This is a genomic window from Streptomyces sp. YPW6, assembly GCF_018866325.1.
Lineage (GTDB): Bacteria > Actinomycetota > Actinomycetes > Streptomycetales > Streptomycetaceae > Streptomyces.
On the sequence record NZ_CP076457.1, the window covers coordinates 6,324,831 to 6,341,296 of the forward strand.

The 16,466-nt window shown below is 69.2% G+C and carries 12 protein-coding genes; 7 read left to right on the forward strand and 5 right to left on the reverse strand.

All coding sequences use genetic code 11. The features are described 5' to 3' along the window. Positions 1-64 precede the first annotated feature (64 nt). The 3 genes from KME66_RS27740 (at position 65) to moaA (ending at position 3,368) form a co-directional block, all read left to right on the forward strand. The gene (locus KME66_RS27740; protein WP_216327182.1) at positions 65-430 is read left to right on the forward strand and encodes a DUF485 domain-containing protein; all 366 of its coding nucleotides are present in this window, start codon (positions 65-67) and stop codon (positions 428-430) included. Next, the gene (locus KME66_RS27745; protein WP_216327185.1) at positions 427-2,070 is read left to right on the forward strand and encodes a cation acetate symporter; all 1,644 of its coding nucleotides are present in this window, start codon (positions 427-429) and stop codon (positions 2,068-2,070) included. The genes KME66_RS27740 and KME66_RS27745 overlap by 4 nt, the downstream gene beginning before the upstream one ends. A 308-nt stretch (positions 2,071-2,378) precedes the next feature. Further along, on the forward strand, positions 2,379-3,368 hold the full coding sequence (gene moaA / locus KME66_RS27750; protein ID WP_216329652.1) for a GTP 3',8-cyclase MoaA: 990 nt from the start codon (positions 2,379-2,381) through the stop codon (positions 3,366-3,368). Positions 3,369-3,558: 190 nt separating this feature from the next. Here the strand turns inward: moaA and KME66_RS27755 are convergent, their stop codons facing one another. Together KME66_RS27755 and KME66_RS27760 are read right to left on the reverse strand one after the other, a co-directional pair. Continuing rightward, positions 3,559-3,822: a hypothetical protein gene (locus tag KME66_RS27755; protein WP_216327188.1), complete on the reverse strand. Its 264-nt coding sequence runs from the start codon at positions 3,820-3,822 to the stop codon at positions 3,559-3,561. A 265-nt stretch (positions 3,823-4,087) separates the two neighbouring features. Next, the gene (locus KME66_RS27760) at positions 4,088-4,465 is read right to left on the reverse strand and encodes a DUF3099 domain-containing protein (protein ID WP_073217247.1); all 378 of its coding nucleotides are present in this window, start codon (positions 4,463-4,465) and stop codon (positions 4,088-4,090) included. Between the two features lie 203 nt (positions 4,466-4,668). On the opposite strand from KME66_RS27760, the gene KME66_RS27765 reads away from it, so the two are divergent. After that, complete coding sequence (locus KME66_RS27765) at positions 4,669-4,947, forward strand: GlsB/YeaQ/YmgE family stress response membrane protein (RefSeq protein ID WP_073217244.1); 279 nt, start codon at positions 4,669-4,671, stop codon at positions 4,945-4,947. Between the two features lie 94 nt (positions 4,948-5,041). Here KME66_RS27765 and tyrS read toward each other — a convergent pair whose 3' ends face one another. From tyrS to KME66_RS27780, 3 genes are all read right to left on the reverse strand, one after another. Then, on the reverse strand, positions 5,042-6,313 hold the full coding sequence (gene tyrS, locus KME66_RS27770) for a tyrosine--tRNA ligase (protein WP_073217242.1): 1,272 nt from the start codon (positions 6,311-6,313) through the stop codon (positions 5,042-5,044). Positions 6,314-6,380: 67 nt separating this feature from the next. After that, entirely contained in the window at positions 6,381-7,775 is a 1,395-nt protein-coding gene (locus KME66_RS27775; RefSeq protein WP_216327191.1) for a metallopeptidase TldD-related protein, read from the reverse strand. Then, complete coding sequence (locus KME66_RS27780; protein ID WP_216327194.1) at positions 7,772-9,295, reverse strand: TldD/PmbA family protein; 1,524 nt, start codon at positions 9,293-9,295, stop codon at positions 7,772-7,774. The genes KME66_RS27775 and KME66_RS27780 overlap by 4 nt, the downstream gene beginning before the upstream one ends. A gap of 219 nt (positions 9,296-9,514) precedes the next feature. On the opposite strand from KME66_RS27780, the gene KME66_RS27785 reads away from it, so the two are divergent. Genes KME66_RS27785 through KME66_RS27795 form a run of 3 tightly spaced genes read left to right on the forward strand, consistent with a single transcriptional unit; the run spans position 9,515 to position 16,307 of the window. Beyond that, positions 9,515-13,198, forward strand: coding sequence for a DEAD/DEAH box helicase family protein (locus KME66_RS27785; RefSeq protein ID WP_216327197.1), 3,684 nt, complete (start codon positions 9,515-9,517; stop codon positions 13,196-13,198). After that, positions 13,195-14,682: a restriction endonuclease subunit S gene (locus KME66_RS27790; RefSeq protein ID WP_216327199.1), complete on the forward strand. Its 1,488-nt coding sequence runs from the start codon at positions 13,195-13,197 to the stop codon at positions 14,680-14,682. Before KME66_RS27785 ends, KME66_RS27790 begins: the two co-directional genes overlap by 4 nt. Positions 14,683-14,690: 8 nt before the next feature. After that, entirely contained in the window at positions 14,691-16,307 is a 1,617-nt protein-coding gene (locus KME66_RS27795) for a class I SAM-dependent DNA methyltransferase (RefSeq protein ID WP_216327202.1), read from the forward strand. Positions 16,308-16,466: the final 159 nt, after the last annotated feature.

The window sequence follows — 16,466 nt, forward strand, 5'->3', positions numbered from 1 at the left end:
AGAGAGGCCTCCTGTGACACCCCACGTCCCCCAGATCACCGCACCCGCGTCGCGAGGAGATTCCGTGGCTACCGATGCACCGCCCCCCGGGGGCCCATCGCCCAACGGACCTGTCCAGCCCACCACCGAGGCGTTCGTCGCGGTGCAGTCGAGCCCGGAGTTCGCCGACCTGCGCCGCTCCCACCGGTCCTTCGCCTTCCCCCTGACCATCGCCTTCGTGACCTGGTACCTGCTCTACGTCCTGCTCTGCAACTACGCGGGCGGATTCATGGCCACCAAGGTCGTCGGCAACATCAACGTGGCGCTCGTGCTCGGGATCGCCCAGTTCGCCACCACCTTCCTCATCGCCTGGCTGTACTCCCGGCACGCGGCCGACAAGCTCGACCCCAAGGCCGAGGCGATCAAGTCCCGTATGGAGGCCGACGCATGAGCGCCGCCCACGCCCTCCATCCCACCGTCCAGCTCGCCGCCACCGAGGGGGCGAGCGAGCACCGGCCGCTGATCATCACGCTGTTCGCCGCGTTCGTCGTCGCCACGCTCTTCATCACCGTGTGGGCCGGCCGCCAGACCAAGAGCGCCTCCGACTTCTACGCGGGCGGCCGCCAGTTCACCGGATTCCAGAACGGACTCGCGGTCTCCGGCGACTACATGTCCGCCGCGTCCTTCCTCGGTATCGCCGGGGCCATCGCCCTCTTCGGGTACGACGGCTTCCTGTACTCCATCGGCTTCCTCGTCGCCTGGCTCGTCGCCCTGCTCCTGGTCGCCGAACCGCTGCGCAACTCAGGCCGTTACACGATGGGCGACGTCCTCGCCTACCGGATGCGCCAGCGCCCCGTCCGCACCGCCGCCGGCACGTCCACGATCGTCGTCTCGATCTTCTACCTGCTGGCCCAGATGGCCGGAGCGGGCGTCCTCGTCTCGCTGCTGCTCGGCATCACCAGCGACTCCGGGAAGATCCTCATCGTCGCCCTGGTCGGCGTGCTCATGATCCTCTACGTCACCGTCGGCGGCATGAAGGGCACCACCTGGGTCCAGATGGTCAAGGCCGTCCTGCTCATCGCGGGCACCCTGCTCATCACCTTCCTGATCCTGCTGAAGTTCAACTTCAACATCTCCGACCTGCTGGGCACCGCCGCCAGCAACAGCGGCAAGGGGGGCGCCTTCCTGGAGCCCGGCCTGAAGTACGGTGCCGACGGCGTCTCGAAGCTGGACTTCATCTCGCTCGGCATCGCCCTGGTCCTCGGCACCGCCGGCCTGCCGCACATCCTGATCCGCTTCTACACCGTGCCCACCGCCAAGGCCGCCCGTAAGTCCGTGAACTGGGCGATCGGCATCATCGGCGCCTTCTACCTGATGACGATCGTGCTCGGCTTCGGCGCCGCGGCGATCCTCAAGCCGGACGACATCATCGCCTCCAACAAGGCGGGCAACACCGCGGCGCCCCTCGCCGCACTGGAGATCGGCGGCGGCTCCGGGTCCACCGGCGGCGCCATCCTGCTCGCGGTCATCTCGGCGGTCGCCTTCGCCACCATCCTGGCCGTCGTCGCCGGACTCACCCTCGCCTCCTCCTCGTCCTTCGCGCACGACATCTACGCCAACGTCATCCGCAAGGGGCAGGCCACCGAGAAGGAGGAGGTCCGCGCGGCGCGCTGGGCCACCGTCGCCATCGGCATCGTCTCCATCGCGCTCGGTGCGCTCGCCCGCGACCTGAACGTCGCCGGACTCGTCGCCCTGGCCTTCGCGGTCGCGGCCTCCGCCAATCTGCCGACGATCCTCTACAGCCTCTTCTGGAAGCGCTTCACCACCCAGGGCGCCCTGTGGTCCATCTACGGAGGCCTCGCCTCCTCCGTCCTGCTGGTGCTGTTCTCGCCCGTCGTCTCCTCCGAGCCCAGCTCGATGTTCCCCGACGTCGACTTCGCCTGGTTCCCGCTGGACAACCCCGGCCTGATCTCGATCCCGCTCGGCTTCCTGCTCGGCTGGATCGGCTCGCTGGTCTCCAAGGAGAAGGCCGACACCGACAAGTACGCCGAACTGGAGGTCAAGTCCCTCACCGGCGTCGGAGCCCACTGAGCGCGGCCCCGGACCGCACCGGGGTGTCCCGGACCACTACGGGGCACCCCGTGGCCTCACCGGGTCACCCCGGTGACCCGTCGGGGGCATCCCACGGGTCACGCCTGGTCACACCGGGGGCGGGTGCCCTTCGGGCCTTCACCCACCACCCGCGGCCGGGCCGCGTCGTAGAGTCCTACGACGCGGCCCGGCCGCACCTCGTGGCAAACGGGCCACGCCGTTGTCACATGTCTCACGTAGGCTCGGAAGTACCGGAGACCGAGAAGAGCGACCGCGCCACCGCGGACCACCCGGGGGAGGGACCCACCGTGCTCATCGACACCTACGACAGGGTCGCCACCGACCTACGCGTGTCACTCACCGACAAGTGCAATCTGCGCTGCACCTACTGCATGCCGGAAGAGGGCCTTCAGTGGCTCGGCAAGAGCGAGCTGCTCTCCGACGACGAGATCGTGCGCCTGATCCGGATCGCCGTCACCTCGCTCGGCATCACCGAGGTCCGCTTCACCGGCGGCGAGCCGCTGCTGCGCCCCGGCCTCGTCTCCATCGTCGAGCAGTGCGCCGCGCTCACCCCCCGCCCCCGTATGTCCCTCACGACCAACGGCATCGGGCTCAAGCGGACCGCCGCCGCCCTCAAGACCGCGGGCCTCGACCGGGTCAACGTCTCGCTGGACACCCTGCGCCCCGACGTCTTCAAGACCCTCACCCGTCGTGACCGCCACACGGACGTGCTGGACGGCCTGGAGGCCGCCCACGAGGCCGGGCTCACCCCGGTGAAGGTCAACTCCGTGCTGATGCCGGGACTCAACGACGACGAGGCCCCCGAGCTGCTCGCCTGGGCCGTGGCCCACGACTACGAGCTCCGCTTCATCGAGCAGATGCCGCTGGACGCCCAGCACGGCTGGAAGCGGGACGGCATGATCACCGCCGGGGACATCCTCGCCTCGCTGCGCACCCGCTTCACCCTCACCCCCGAAGACGACGCGTCCCGCGGCTCCGCCCCCGCCGAGCGCTGGGCCGTCGACGGCGGCCCCCACCGCGTGGGCGTGATCGCCTCCGTCACCCGGCCGTTCTGCCGGGCCTGCGACCGTACGCGGCTCACCGCCGACGGCCAGGTCCGCACGTGCCTCTTCGCCCGCGAGGAGACGGACCTGCGCGGCGCGCTGCGCGGGGACGCGCCGGACGAGGAGATCGCCCGGCTGTGGCAGGCGGCGATGTGGGGCAAGAAGGCGGGCTCCGGACTGGACGACCCGTCCTTCCTGCAGCCCGACCGCCCGATGTCGGCGATCGGCGGCTGACGCCCGGGAGCCCCGCGGGCCGATGCTCGGGGCTGCCGCGGGCCGACGCTTGGGAGTGCTACGAGCCGACGCTCGGGCCGACGTCCGGGACTGCCGCCAGCCGATGCTCGGGCCGATGTTCAGGAGTCCCGGGGGCTCGTACCCGGGCTGTCTCCCCGAGCCGACGCCCAGGCGCCCCGCCAGCCGGGGCTCAGGCGTTGCGCGGGCCCTCGCTCCCGGGCCCGGGAGCCCAGTCCTCCAGCGCCACGACGTCCTTGAGGAAACCCCGTACATCGAGGAACGAGGACAGGTGCTCCCGGTGCTCCTCGCAGGCCAGCCAGGTCTTGCGCCGCTCGGGCGTGTGCAGCTTCGGGTTGTTCCAGGCCAGCACCCACACGGCGGCGGCCCGGCAGCCCTTGGCCGAACAGAGCGGGGCACCGGTGGGGCTCTCGGCGGACGTCTCGGGGAAGATCACGGGTCCCAGCCTAGATCAGGGGCCCGCGAGCCAAGTCAGCTGCTCGGCCGGTCCACTGACGCCGTTCCGCCCACGCGTCCGCGACGCAGCCCCTGCCGGAGAAAAGGCGACGCCGGGCAGCCACGGGGGGAGCTGCCCGGCGTCGGTCTTTCGCTCCGACGGGGGATGCGGAGCGCTTTCGCAGTATGTCACGGGCACCGGGGTGCGGTGCACCGAACGTCATGATTGATCTGAGCTTTTCCCGACCTCCGCACACCGCGGGGTCTCAGCCGGGCTCATGCGGCGGCGGGACCCGGCCGGACGCCCCCCGCGCGTCCCCCGACTCCGCCGAACCGGCCGCCGGGGCCGCCTCCAGAGCCGGGCGCATCGGCATCGGCACGAACGTCGTCGGCAGCGAAGTGGCGTTCTCCCGGCCCGCGTTGGCGATGACCACCGCCACGTACGGCAGCAGGACGCCGAGCACGAGGGCGACGATCGCCACATGCCGCTCCACGTTCCACAGCACCGCGGCCAGCACCACCGACACCGTGCGCACCGACATCGAGATCACATAGCGCCGCTGCCGGCCGCGGACGTCCTCCGTCAGCCCCTGACGGGCGCCCGTGATCCGGATGACCTCCGAATCCGCGTTCTTCCGCAGCATGCTCCACCACCAGATGTCGTCGCCGGACGCTCACGGACCGGGCCGCATCCACGGTACGCCCGGCATACGCCGGGCAGGCGACCGGGGCCCGCCCGACGGGTGAGATCCGGGGTCCCCCGGACGGCGCAACCGGGCATGCGGACGCCCGGACGGCGGGCCGAGACTGGGCGGACGCGCACTCCGCGCCGTACGAGGAGGCGAAAATGAGCTGGTTGTGGGCAATCATCGTGGGGTTGGTGCTCGGCGTCATCGCCCGAGCGATCCTGCCGGGCAAGCAGGACATCCCGCTCTGGCTGACGGCCGTGTTCGGCATCCTCGGCAGCATCCTCGGCAATGCCGTGGCGGCCTGGATCGGTGTGGAGGACACCAAGGGCATCGACTGGATCCGTCACGTACTCCAGCTCGCGGGTGCCGTGGCGGTCGTCGCCGTCGGTGACATGGCCTGGCAGAAGATCCGGGGCGGTCGCAGTCAGAGAACCTGACCGCCCCACCGCTCCACCGAAGCGCCGCGGCCGGACACGCGAGGAAAGCGTGTCCGGCCGCGGCGTCGTGCTGAGCGCCAGGGGGCGGGAGGGATCAGCCCGCCGGGCTGACCTCCACGGCCGCCAGGTTCTTCTTGCCGCGGCGCAGCACCAGCCAGCGCCCGTGCAGCAGCTCCCCGGCATCCGGCGCGATCTCGCCGTCGGCGACCTTCACGTTGTTCACGTAGGCGCCGCCCTCCTTGACCGTGCGGCGCGCCCCCGACTTGCTGGGCGCGAGCCCCACCTCGACCAGCAGGTCCACCAGCGGGCCCAGCTCGGCGACGGTGGCGTGGGGCACCTCGGACAGGGCCGCGCTCAGCGTCGCCTCGTCCAGTTCGGCCAGGTCGCCCTGGCCGAACAGCGCCTTCGACGCCGCGATCACGGCAGCGCACTGCGCACCGCCGTGCACCAGCGTCGTCAGCTCCTCGGCCAGCGCCCGCTGCGCCGAACGGGCCTGCGGCCGCTCCTCGGTCAGCTTCTCCAGCTCCTCCAGCTCCTCGCGGCTCTTGAAGCTGAGGATGCGCAGGTAGCGGGAGACGTCCCGGTCGTCCACGTTCAGCCAGAACTGGTAGAACGCGTACGGCGTCGTCATCTCCGGGTCGAGCCACACGGCGCCGCTCTCGGACTTGCCGAACTTCGTGCCGTCCGCCTTCGTCATCAGCGGCGTCGCCAGTGCGTGCACGACCGCCCCCGGCTCCAGCCGGTGGATCAGGTCGATGCCCGCGGTGAGGTTGCCCCACTGGTCGCTGCCGCCCTGCTGGAGGGTGCACCCGTGCCGGCGGTACAGCTCCAGGAAGTCCATGCCCTGGAGCAGCTGGTAGCTGAACTCGGTGTAGCTGATGCCCTCCTGCGACTCCAGCCGCCGGGCGACCGAGTCCTTGGTGAGCATCTTGTTGACCCGGAAGTGCTTCCCGATGTCCCGCAGGAACTCGATCGCGGACAGGCCCGCGGTCCAGTCCAGGTTGTTCACCATGGTCGCGGCGTTGGGGCCCTCGAAGGTGAGGAAGGGCTCGATCTGCCCCCGCAGCCGCTGCACCCACGCCGCGATGGTCTCCGGGTCGTTCAGCGTCCGCTCCGCGGTGGGCCGCGGGTCGCCGATCTGGCCCGTCGCCCCGCCGACCAGTGCCAGCGGCTTCAGCCCCGCCTGCTGGAGCCGCCGCATGGTGAGCACCTGCACCAGGTGCCCCACGTGCAGGCTGGCCGCGGTCGGGTCGAAGCCGCAATAGAAGGTGACGGGACCGTCCGCGAGAGCCTTGCGCAATGCGTCCTCGTCAGTGGACTGGGCGAACAGCCCGCGCCACTTCAGCTCGTCGACGATGTCCGTCACGGTTCCGTGTCTCCTTGGTACGCCATCGAAATTCAACCGTTGAATTTCACCATGCAGTCTAGGCGGGTCACACTCCCCGGCTGACCGAGCTCATGTTGAAGTCCGGGATGCGCAGCGCCGGCATCGCCGCCCGGGTGAACCAGTCGCCCCACTCGCGCGGCAGCGTCCTCTCCGTACGCCCGGCCTCCGAGGCCCGCGACAGGAGGTCCACCGGCGACTCGTTGAACCGGAAGTTGTTCACCTCGCCGACCACCTCGCCGTCCTCGACCAGATAGACGCCGTCCCGGGTCAGCCCGGTCAGCAGCAGCGTCGCCGGGTCCACCTCGCGGATGTACCAGAGGCAGGTCAGCAGCAGCGCCCGGCCGGTCGTCGCGGCGACCATCTCCTCCAGGGACCGCTCGCCGCCGCCCTCCAGGAGCAGGTTGTCGATGCCCGGGGCGACCGGGAGGCCGGTCAGGCCCGCCGAGTGCCGGGTCGTGGTCAGCCGCTCCAGCCTCCCGCCCCGGACCCAGTCCGTCGGGGCGAGCGGCAGCCCGTTGTCGAAGACGGAACCGCTGTCGCCGGAGGAGTGGGCGATCACGAACGGCGCCGACTCCAGACCCGGGGCGTGCGGGTCGCTGCGCAGGGTGAGGGGGAGCGGAGCGAGCTGCTCGCCCAGCCTGGTCCCGCCGCCCGGCGTGGAGAACACCGTCCGGCCCTCCACCGCGTCCCGCGCGGTCGACGACCAGAGCTGGTAGATCAGCAGGTCCGCCACCGCGGTCGGCGGCAGCAGCGTCTCGTACCGCCCGGCGGGCAGCTCGATGCGCCGCTCGGCCCAGCGCAGCCGCTGTGCCAGCTCCGCGTCCATGGCCGCCGGGTCGACGTCCTTGAAGTCCCGGGTCGCCCGGCCCGCCCACGCCGAACGCGTCCGGTCCGGCGACTTCGCGTTCAGCTCCAGCGTCCCGTTCGGCTGGTCGTGCCGCAGCCGCAGCCCTGTCGACGTCCCCACGTACGTCGAGGTCAGCTCGTGGTTGGCGAAGCCGTAAAGCTCACGGCCCCCGGAACGGGCGCGCGCGAAGGCCTCGCCGAGCGCCGGGGCGAAGTCCGCGAAGACCTCCGAGCCGGTCTCGGCGGGCGCGTCCGTGAAGTCGGGAGAGGCGGGCACCCCGCTCACCAGCGGCTGCGCGTCCTCCGCCGGACCGGCGCCCCGGGCGGCGGCCTCGGCGGCGCGGACCAGCGGCTCCAGGTCGTCCGTGGTCACGGCGGACCGCGATACGACACCGGAGGCGGTTCCCTCGGCCCCGTCCACGGTCGCGATGACGGTCAGGGTCCGCCCCCGGGTCACCCCGTTCGTGGTGAGCGCGTTGCCCGCCCAGCGCAGATTGGCGGAGGACTGCTCGTCGGCGATGACCACCAGGCCGTCCGCGGTGGACAGCTCCAGAGCCCGCTCGACGATCTCGTACGGCTTGCTGACGCGGCTCATCGCCCGGCCTCCTGCGTCGTGTTGAGGATGTTGACGCCCCGGAAGAGGGCGGAGGGGCAGCCGTGCGAGACCGCCGCGACCTGGCCCGGCTGGGCCTTGCCGCAGTTGAACGCGCCGCCGAGCACGTACGTCTGGGGGCCGCCGACCTTCTCCATCGAGCCCCAGAAGTCCGTGGTCGTCGCCTGGTACGCCACATCGCGCAGCTGTCCGGCGAGCCTGCCGTTCTCGATCCGGAAGAACCGCTGCCCGGTGAACTGGAAGTTGTAGCGCTGCATGTCGATGGACCACGACCGGTCGCCGACCACGTAGATCCCGCGCTCGACCCCGCCGATCAGGTCCTCCGTGGACAGCCCGCCCGGATCCGGCCGCAACGACACGTTCGCCATGCGCTGGACGGGGACATGGCCCGGCGAGTCCGCGTACGCGCAGCCGTTGGAGCGGCCGAGGCCCGTGAGCCTGGCGATCCTGCGGTCCAGCTGGTAGCCGACGAGCGTGCCGTCCTTCACCAGGTCCCACGACTGCGCCGCGACGCCCTCGTCGTCGTACCCGACGGTCGCGAGCCCGTGCTCGGCCGTGCGGTCTCCGGTCACGTTCATCACGGGGGAGCCGTACGCCAGCTTGCCGAGCTGGTCGAAGGTGGCGAACGAGGTCCCCGCGTACGCCGCCTCGTACCCCAGCGCCCGGTCCAGCTCGGTGGCGTGGCCGATCGACTCGTGGATCGTCAGCCACAGGTTCGACGGATCGACGACCAGGTCGTACGCCCCCGCCTCGACGCCCGGCGCCCGCATCTTCTCGGCCAGCAGCCCGGGGATCTCCTCCAGCTCGGTGCCCCAGTCCCAGCCGGTGCCGGTCAGATACTCCCAGCCCCGGCCCACCGGCGGGGCGATCGTGCGCATCGAGTCGAACTCACCGGTCGTGCCGTCCACCGCCACGGCGGTGAACTGCGGGTGGATCCGCACCCGTTGCTGCGTGGTGACGGTGCCCGCCGTGTCCGCGTAGAACTTGTTCTCGTGCACGGTGGTCAGAGACGCGTCCACGTGCGCGACGCCCCGCGCTCCCAGCAGCCGCCCGCTCCACTCGGCGAGCAGCGCCGCCTTCTCCTCGTCCGGTACGGAGAAGGGGTCGACGTCGTACGCCGAGACCCAGGTCCGCTCCCCGTGCGACGGCTCGTCCGCCAGCTCCACCAGCTCGTCCGAGCCGGCCGCGGCGATCACCTTCGCCGACAGCTTGGCCATCGCGACGGCCTGCGAGGCCACCTTCGCGGCCGCGTCCATCGTCAGATCGACCCCGGACGCGAACCCCCAGGCTCCGCCGTGCACCACCCGGACCGCGTACCCGAGGTCCGTGCTGTCCGACGCCCCGGCCGGCCGCGCGTCCCGCAGCCGCCAGGAGGCGCTGCGCACCCGCTCCAGCCGGAAGTCGGCGTGCGTCGCGCCCAGGGCCCGCGCTCGGGCGAGCGCCGCGTCGGCCAGCGCGCGCGACGGCAGTGCCAGAAACGATGGATCGATCTCGTTGGCCATGTGCGGCCTCCCCTCATGGTCATGCGCAGTCCGGGTGAGTGAATCATGACGCCCGCGTCGTGGTGGGGCTTTTCGACAGCGGCGAGAGACCGGAGCGGGGCGGTCCCGGAACCGGGGGCAGAAGCCAGCGGCAGGGAGCATCGCCGGTTAGGCTCGACGGGTGATCACAGCGTACGAGTGGCGGTGGCTCTCGTACTACTGGAAGGTGGTATCAACTCCATGAGCAGCGCAGACGGGGTGCCGCAGGCGTCGGACCCCCGACTTGTACGCTTGGCAGGACGGACCCGCAATTTCGGCTTCCTGCTGCCGCACCTCCCGCTGCTCGTCGTCTATGGAAGCGCCGCCGAGAGTCATGTCTTCAGTGACCCGAACACGTCTCTGATCAAATCCCGCCAGTTCGCCGAGGCCATGGCGGCCGACCTGGTCAGCCGAGGGCGGGTCCGCGCAGAAGGCACCACCCAGTTCGACCGGCTGCGAGCCCTGGAGCGGGAGGGCTACCTCCACGGCGACGTGGGCACCGCCTTCCACGAGGTGCGCACCCTCGGCAACGACGCGAACCACTCGGGGCTCGACGACGCCGACGACGCCTTCCGAGCTCTGCGTACCTGCTTCCGCCTCGGAGTCTGGTACCACCGGCTGCTCACCGGCTCACGTGAGCACCTGCCGTTCGTGCCGCCCAGCCCCGACCACACCCCCGCCGCCGAGAACGCCCGTCTTCTCCAGGATGTCGCCCAGGCACGCAGAGAACTGGAAGAGGCCCGTCTCAGCTACCACGACCAGGCATCCCAGGCCCAGGCCGAACAGGCCGCCCGGAGCGTCGTCGAACGCGAGCTCGCCCAGGCGCACGCCGAGCGCGAGGAAATGGCCCGCGCGGTCGCCGCCATGCAGCATCAGCTCAAGGAGCTCCAGGCCGCTGCCGAGGCGACCCAGCTCGACCGCCGTCACACCGCCATCACCGACCGAGCCGCCGCCTCGGCGGCCGTCGCCGAGCGCGCCCGCCTCCTTGACAACGCGGAGCAGGCATCCCGCGAACCGCTCAGCGAAGTGCAGGTCCGCAAGCGACTCGACGCCATGCTCGCGGCAGCCGGCTGGGACGTCCAAGACGGCGGCGCGGACCTTAACCTTCACATCCGGGGCGACCGCCGGGGCAATGGTGTAGCCGTCCGCGAGGTCACTACGGCCCAGGGCCGCGCCGACTACGCCCTCTACGTCGACCGCAAGCTCGTCGGCGTCATCGAGGCCAAGCGTGAGGGCGCCGACCTATCCGCCGCGGAGACCCAGGCCGACCGCTACGCCGACCATCTCACCGACGCCCAGCAGCGTTTCAACGCCTGGCGCACCCCGCTCCCGTTCCGCTACGTCAGCGACGGCGGCGAGACCCGCTTCCGGTCCGTTCTCGACCCGGACTCCCGCACCCGCCGCATCTTCTCCTTCCACCAGCCGCGCACCCTGGCCCGCTGGGTGCGCCAGGCCGAGGAGGACGAGCAGGCTCCCAGCTACCGTGCCAGGCTGCGCCACCGCATGCCCGACCTCGAGGAACGCCCCCTGCGCCCCGCACAGATCAAAGCGGTACGCGGCGTGGAGAACTCGCTGGCACTGGGCAAGGGGCAACAGGGCATGGGCCAGGCCCGTGCCCTCGTCCAGATGGCCACAGGCGCCGGCAAGACGTTCACGGCCGTCACATTCTCGTACCGGATCCTCAAGCACGCCCGCGCCGAGCGCGTCCTGTTCCTCGTGGACCGCAACAACCTCGGCGCGCAGGCGTTCGCCGAGTTCGAGAACTTCAAGACCCCGGACACCGATCGCAAGTTCGCCGACCTCTACAACGTCCAGCGTCTCGGCGCGGAGGGCATGCTCACGTCCTCCAAGGTCGTGATCTCCACCGTGCAGCGCCTTTACATGGAGCTCACCGGTGCGAGCCTGCCGGGGGCCGTGCAATGGGACGGGGAGATCGAGTACGACATCGATGTGCCCGGCGGCATCGACGTCGGCTACAACGCGGACATCCCCCCGGAGGCGTTCGACCTGATCATTGTGGACGAGTGCCACCGTTCCATCTACGGCAAATGGCGCTCCGTCCTCGAATACTTCGACGCACTTATCGTCGGCCTCACTGCCACCCCCGTCGCCCAGACCTTCGGCTACTTCAACGGCAACCTTGTCAGCGAATACTCATACCAGGAGGCCGTGGCCGACCGCGTCAACGTCGACTTCTCCGTCTACGAGATCGAGACGCGGATAACCGCCCAGGGCGGCGTCATCGCACAGGGCACCATCCCGGTCCGTGACCGCCGCACGCGCCGCCAGCGCTACGAGGACATCGACGAGGACATCGCGTATGGCGCGAACCAGGTCGGTGTCGGGGTCATCAGCAAGGACCAGCTCCGTACGGTCGTCCAGACCTTTCACGACCGGTTGTTCACGGAGATCTTTCCCGAGCGGGCGAAGCGCGAGCCGGCCACGGGAGCTCTGCTGTGGGACGAGATTTACGTGCCCAAGACGCTGGTCTTCGCCAAGAACGACAATCACGCGGAGGAGATCGTCGAGGTTGTCCGCGACGTTTTCGGTAAGGGCAACGACTTCTGCGCGAAGATCACCAGCGCTGCCCGCAACGCCACGGAACGCCTCGCCGCCTTCCGTAATCTTCCCGACCTTCGCATCGCGGTCACGGTCGACATGATCGCCACCGGCACGGACGTCAAGCCGCTGGAGTGCCTGCTCTTCCTCCGGGACGTCAAGAGTTGGGCCTATTTCGAGCAGATGAAGGGGCGCGGCGCCCGGACTCTGTCCCTCACGGAGTTCGAGAAGGTCACCCCCGGCGTGGGCCCGAAAACCCGCTTCGTGATCGTGGACGCGGTCGGTGTGACGAAGAAGCCGAAGGTCGACGCGGCACCGCTGGAACGTCACACCGACAAACAGATCAGCCTCGAGAAGCTGCTCCGCAAGACCGCCGCGAACACCATCGAGGAAGAAGAGGTCTCCACCCTAGCGGCCCGCCTCGCTAAACTCGACATTCAGATGACGGACGAGGAGCGGGCCGAGATTCAGCGTCTGAGCGGTGGACTGGAGCTGACGAAGATCGTCCATAAAATGGTCGACGCCGTTTCGGCGGACCGGCAACTGGAGGCCCGCGAGGCTGCCCAGCGCGCTGGCCGCGACCCCGAGCACGCGGTACGCGACCTCGTCGAACGGGCCGTGCGGCCCCTCGCCGCCCAGCCACCGCTGCGGGCTCGGCTGCTGGAGATGCGGCGGGCGAAGGACATCCTCTACGACGAGACCGGCACGGACGAGCTGCTCGGGGCGGGCGCGGTTGTGGAGGACGAGGACTCGGCGCTGCGGACCGTCCGGGACTGGCGCCAGTACATCGCCGACAATCGGGACGAGATCGCGGCCATGTCCATCGCGTTCAGCGCTGGCTCGGACGTGCCACCGAGCACAGCCATGAACAGGCTTGACGACGTGGCCCGCAGCATTGCCCGTCCACCGCGTGCCTGGACCCCGGACCGGCTCTGGCAGGCGTACGAGCGACTCGGCGAGGCGGTGACCGACGGCGCCCGTCGCACACGCTCGGTCTCCGATCTGCTTGCTCTGCTCCGCTACGAGCTTGCGGGCGGCGCGGAGCGGGGGGCGCCGGCTCCACGTCCGTACGAGGAGGTGGTGCGGGAGCGCTACCGGGCGTGGATCGCCCGCCAGGAACAGATGGGCAACCGGTTCACGACGCGTCAGCGCTGGTGGCTCGACCGCATCGCCGAAGCCACGGCCAGGCGTGTACGCTTCGACACCGCTGACCTGGATTACCCCCCTTTCACCAAACACAATGGTACGGACGGCTTCATCGCCGAATTCGGGGGAAAGAGGGCCGAACACATCATCACTGAACTAGACAGGGAGCTGAGCGCGTGACGACCGACTCGGGAACGGGGCCGGAGCCCGAGGGCTCGGGGGTCGAGGAGGGCGTTGCGAGGGAGCTGCCGAAGGGATGGGTGCGGGCGACCATTGGCGAACTGTGCGACGTGAATCCACGGAGCTTTGATGAGGAACCGAGCGACGATGATCTAATCTCGCAGGTTCCGATGGCTGCTGTCGAGGCCGTGTCGGGACGCATGGACGCATCGGTGCAGGTGCGATATGGCGATCTGAAGAAGAAGTCGCTCACCAGGTTCCAGGAGAACGACGTACTTTTCGCAAAGATCACGCCGTGTATGGAGAACGGGAAGATCGCGAAGGCGCAGGGGCTGACTGGTGGGCGCGCTCTGGGAAGCACGGAGTTTCATGTGCTGCGGAGCCGTGGAGCCATACTCCCCGAATATTTGATGCACTTCTTGCTGCAGTCGCATGTTCGGACGGAAGCGGAGCGACACATGGTCGGTGCCGTGGGTCAGCGTCGCGTTCCGCGCCCCTATCTAGCGGAGCTGGAGCTCCCCGTGCCACCCCTCGTCGAACAGCACCGCATCGTCGCAAAGCTGGACGATCAGCTGGCACGTGTCGAGGCGGGAGAGGCAGCTTTGACTTTGGCCGCTGCGAAGCTTGACGATCTTGTCCACGCGGCGCGTTTTCGATGCGTATGGCCGACAAGTGGAAATTCGCTGCCCGAGGGTTGGACATGGGGCACGGTGGGGAACGTCCTCGAGAGAATTGAGGCAGGTAAGTCCTTTGCGTGCCTTCCAAGGGTGGCCCGTGATGGTGAATGGGGAGTCATCAAGGTCAGTGCCATGACCTGGGGTGAGTTCAGAGAAGGGGAAAATAAGGCGCTGCCCCCCGAACGTGAACCGAATCCGAGCTATGAGATTCGCGACGGCGACATTCTTGTGAGCCGTGCGAACACCGTTGACTACGTCGGCGCCCCTGTTATGGTCCGTGGCACTCGCGCCAAGTTGATGCTGAGCGACAAGAGTCTGCGGTTGGTGCCGAAGGCCGGCGTGGACAAGGACTGGCTCATTGAAGTCCTCCTGTCCCGGCCAGTGCGGTCCCAGTACTCTGCTGCGGCCACGGGGACAAGTGACTCGATGCGGAATATCTCGCAGAGGGCTGTCCGCTCCGCTCGAATTCCCATCCCTCCCCAAGGCGCGGGTCAGAAACGTGTAGCGGCAGCTGTTTCGGATGCAATGAGGCGAGTGATCCCGCTGAAAGCGCCACTGGACGAGCAGGCTTACGAAGCCAGGCGTCTCCGTAACGCCCTCCTCCACGCCGCCTTCACCGGCACCCTCGTCCCCCAGGACCCCGACGATGAGCCCGCCTCCGCCCTCCTCGACCGAATTCGCGTTCAGCGGGCCGCCGACATCAAACCGGCCAAGAGTGAGCGCGCGCGCCGCAAGGCATCCCCTGCCGCACCTGAGACCCCCGGCCGGCCGGTTCCGGCCGGTACCCAGGACACACTTCCCCTGTGAGCACGATCATGAGCAGCAGTACTGAGACCCCAGCCTCCGAGAGCTCCGCCAACGTGGAGGCCGAGTCCGCACCCGGCGCGGCCACCCCCCGCGTGGCCGGAGCCAAGGGCGAGACCAAGGCTGCCTCGGCGGCCCCCGTCTCGACCTCCACCCTCGTCAACCGCCTCTGGTCGTACTGCGAACTGCTCCGCCACTCCGGCGTCTCGACCCTCGACTACGTCGAGCAGCTCACATACCTCCTCTTCCTGAAGATGGCCGACGAGCGTGCCAGCCGTCCGGCCGTCTTCCGGCGCAATGCTCCCGAACATCCTCTCGTGCCCGAGGGCCGGGACTGGAAGAGCCTGATGACCCGGTCCGCCGAGGCGCTGCTCGACCACTACGAGTTCATCCTCAAAGACCTCGGCCAGCGCGGCGGCACCATGCTCGGCGAGGTCTTCACCAAGGCGCAGAATAAGATCCAGGAACCGGCGGTCCTCGAACGGCTGATCAAGGACCTGATCGATCCCTACACCTGGACCACCGAGAACCAGGACCTCAAGGGCGACGCCTACGAAGGCCTCCTCCAGCGCGGAGCCGAGGACCGCAAGACCGGCGCGGGTCAGTACTTCACACCCCGCCCCCTCATCGACGCGATGGTCGACTGCGTGCGGCCGAAGCCCGGTGAGACCATCACCGACCCCGCGTGCGGCACCGGCGGCTTCCTCATCGCGGCGCACGCCCACCTCGTCCAGCACTACGAGGACGAACTCTACGGCGACAAGGGACGAGCCCTTCAAACCGGTGCGATCACCGGCTACGAGCTCGTCCGCGAGACCGGCCGCCTCGCCCTGATGAACATGCTGCTACACGGCATCGGAAACTCCGAGGCCAAGCCGCTCATCACCATTCAGGACTCACTCGCCCGCCCTCCGAAGCGGCACTACGACATGGTGCTCGCCAACCCGCCCTTCGGTGTCGGCTCGGTGACCGGCCAGTCGTACACGGCTCGCACCGACTTCTGGGCGCAGACGACCAACAAGCAGCTCAACTTCGTCCAGCACATCTACAACCTGCTGAAGACCAACGGCCGGGCTGCCCTCGTCCTCCCCGACAACATCCTCTTCGAGAGCGGCGCCGGCGAGACTATTCGCAGGAACCTTCTCAACCTCTGCGACGTCCACACCCTCCTGCGCCTGCCAACCGGCATCTTCTACGCCAATGGCGTCAAGGCCAACGTCCTGTTCTTCGATAAGACGGGCCAGCGCACCGGAGGCCGCCCCGGCACCCGCAAGCTCTGGGTCTACGACTTCCGCACCGAACAGCGCTTCACGCTCAAGCAGCGTCAGCTGGGCCGTCAACACCTCGACGACTTCGTCGCCGCCTACCACTCCGGCGGCACGGACCTCACCAAACGCACCCCGAGCGGCCGTTTCCGCGCCTACGAGTACGACGAGCTGATCTCACGGGACAAAGTCAACCTCGACCTCACAGTCCTCAAGTCCGATTGCGCCACGACCGCGGCGTATGCGTCTCCGGACGTGATCGCCCAGGAGATCGTCGACGAGCTCGAAGTGGCACTGGCCGAGTTCACTGCCGTGGCCCAGGCCCTGAAGAAGGATGCACCGCCGTCGGGTAGCGAAACGTAGGAACGACGGTGGGCCCGTGGTTCTCCCGGAACCACGGGCCCACCGTCGTGCCCTTCACTACGGGCTCAGAGGGTGCAGGCTGCCCATGGCCGACCTGCTCGCGCCGTGGCGGCGGGTCGCGGGGGCGGTCCGGAAGCGGATGCGCTGCCGGATTCCGTT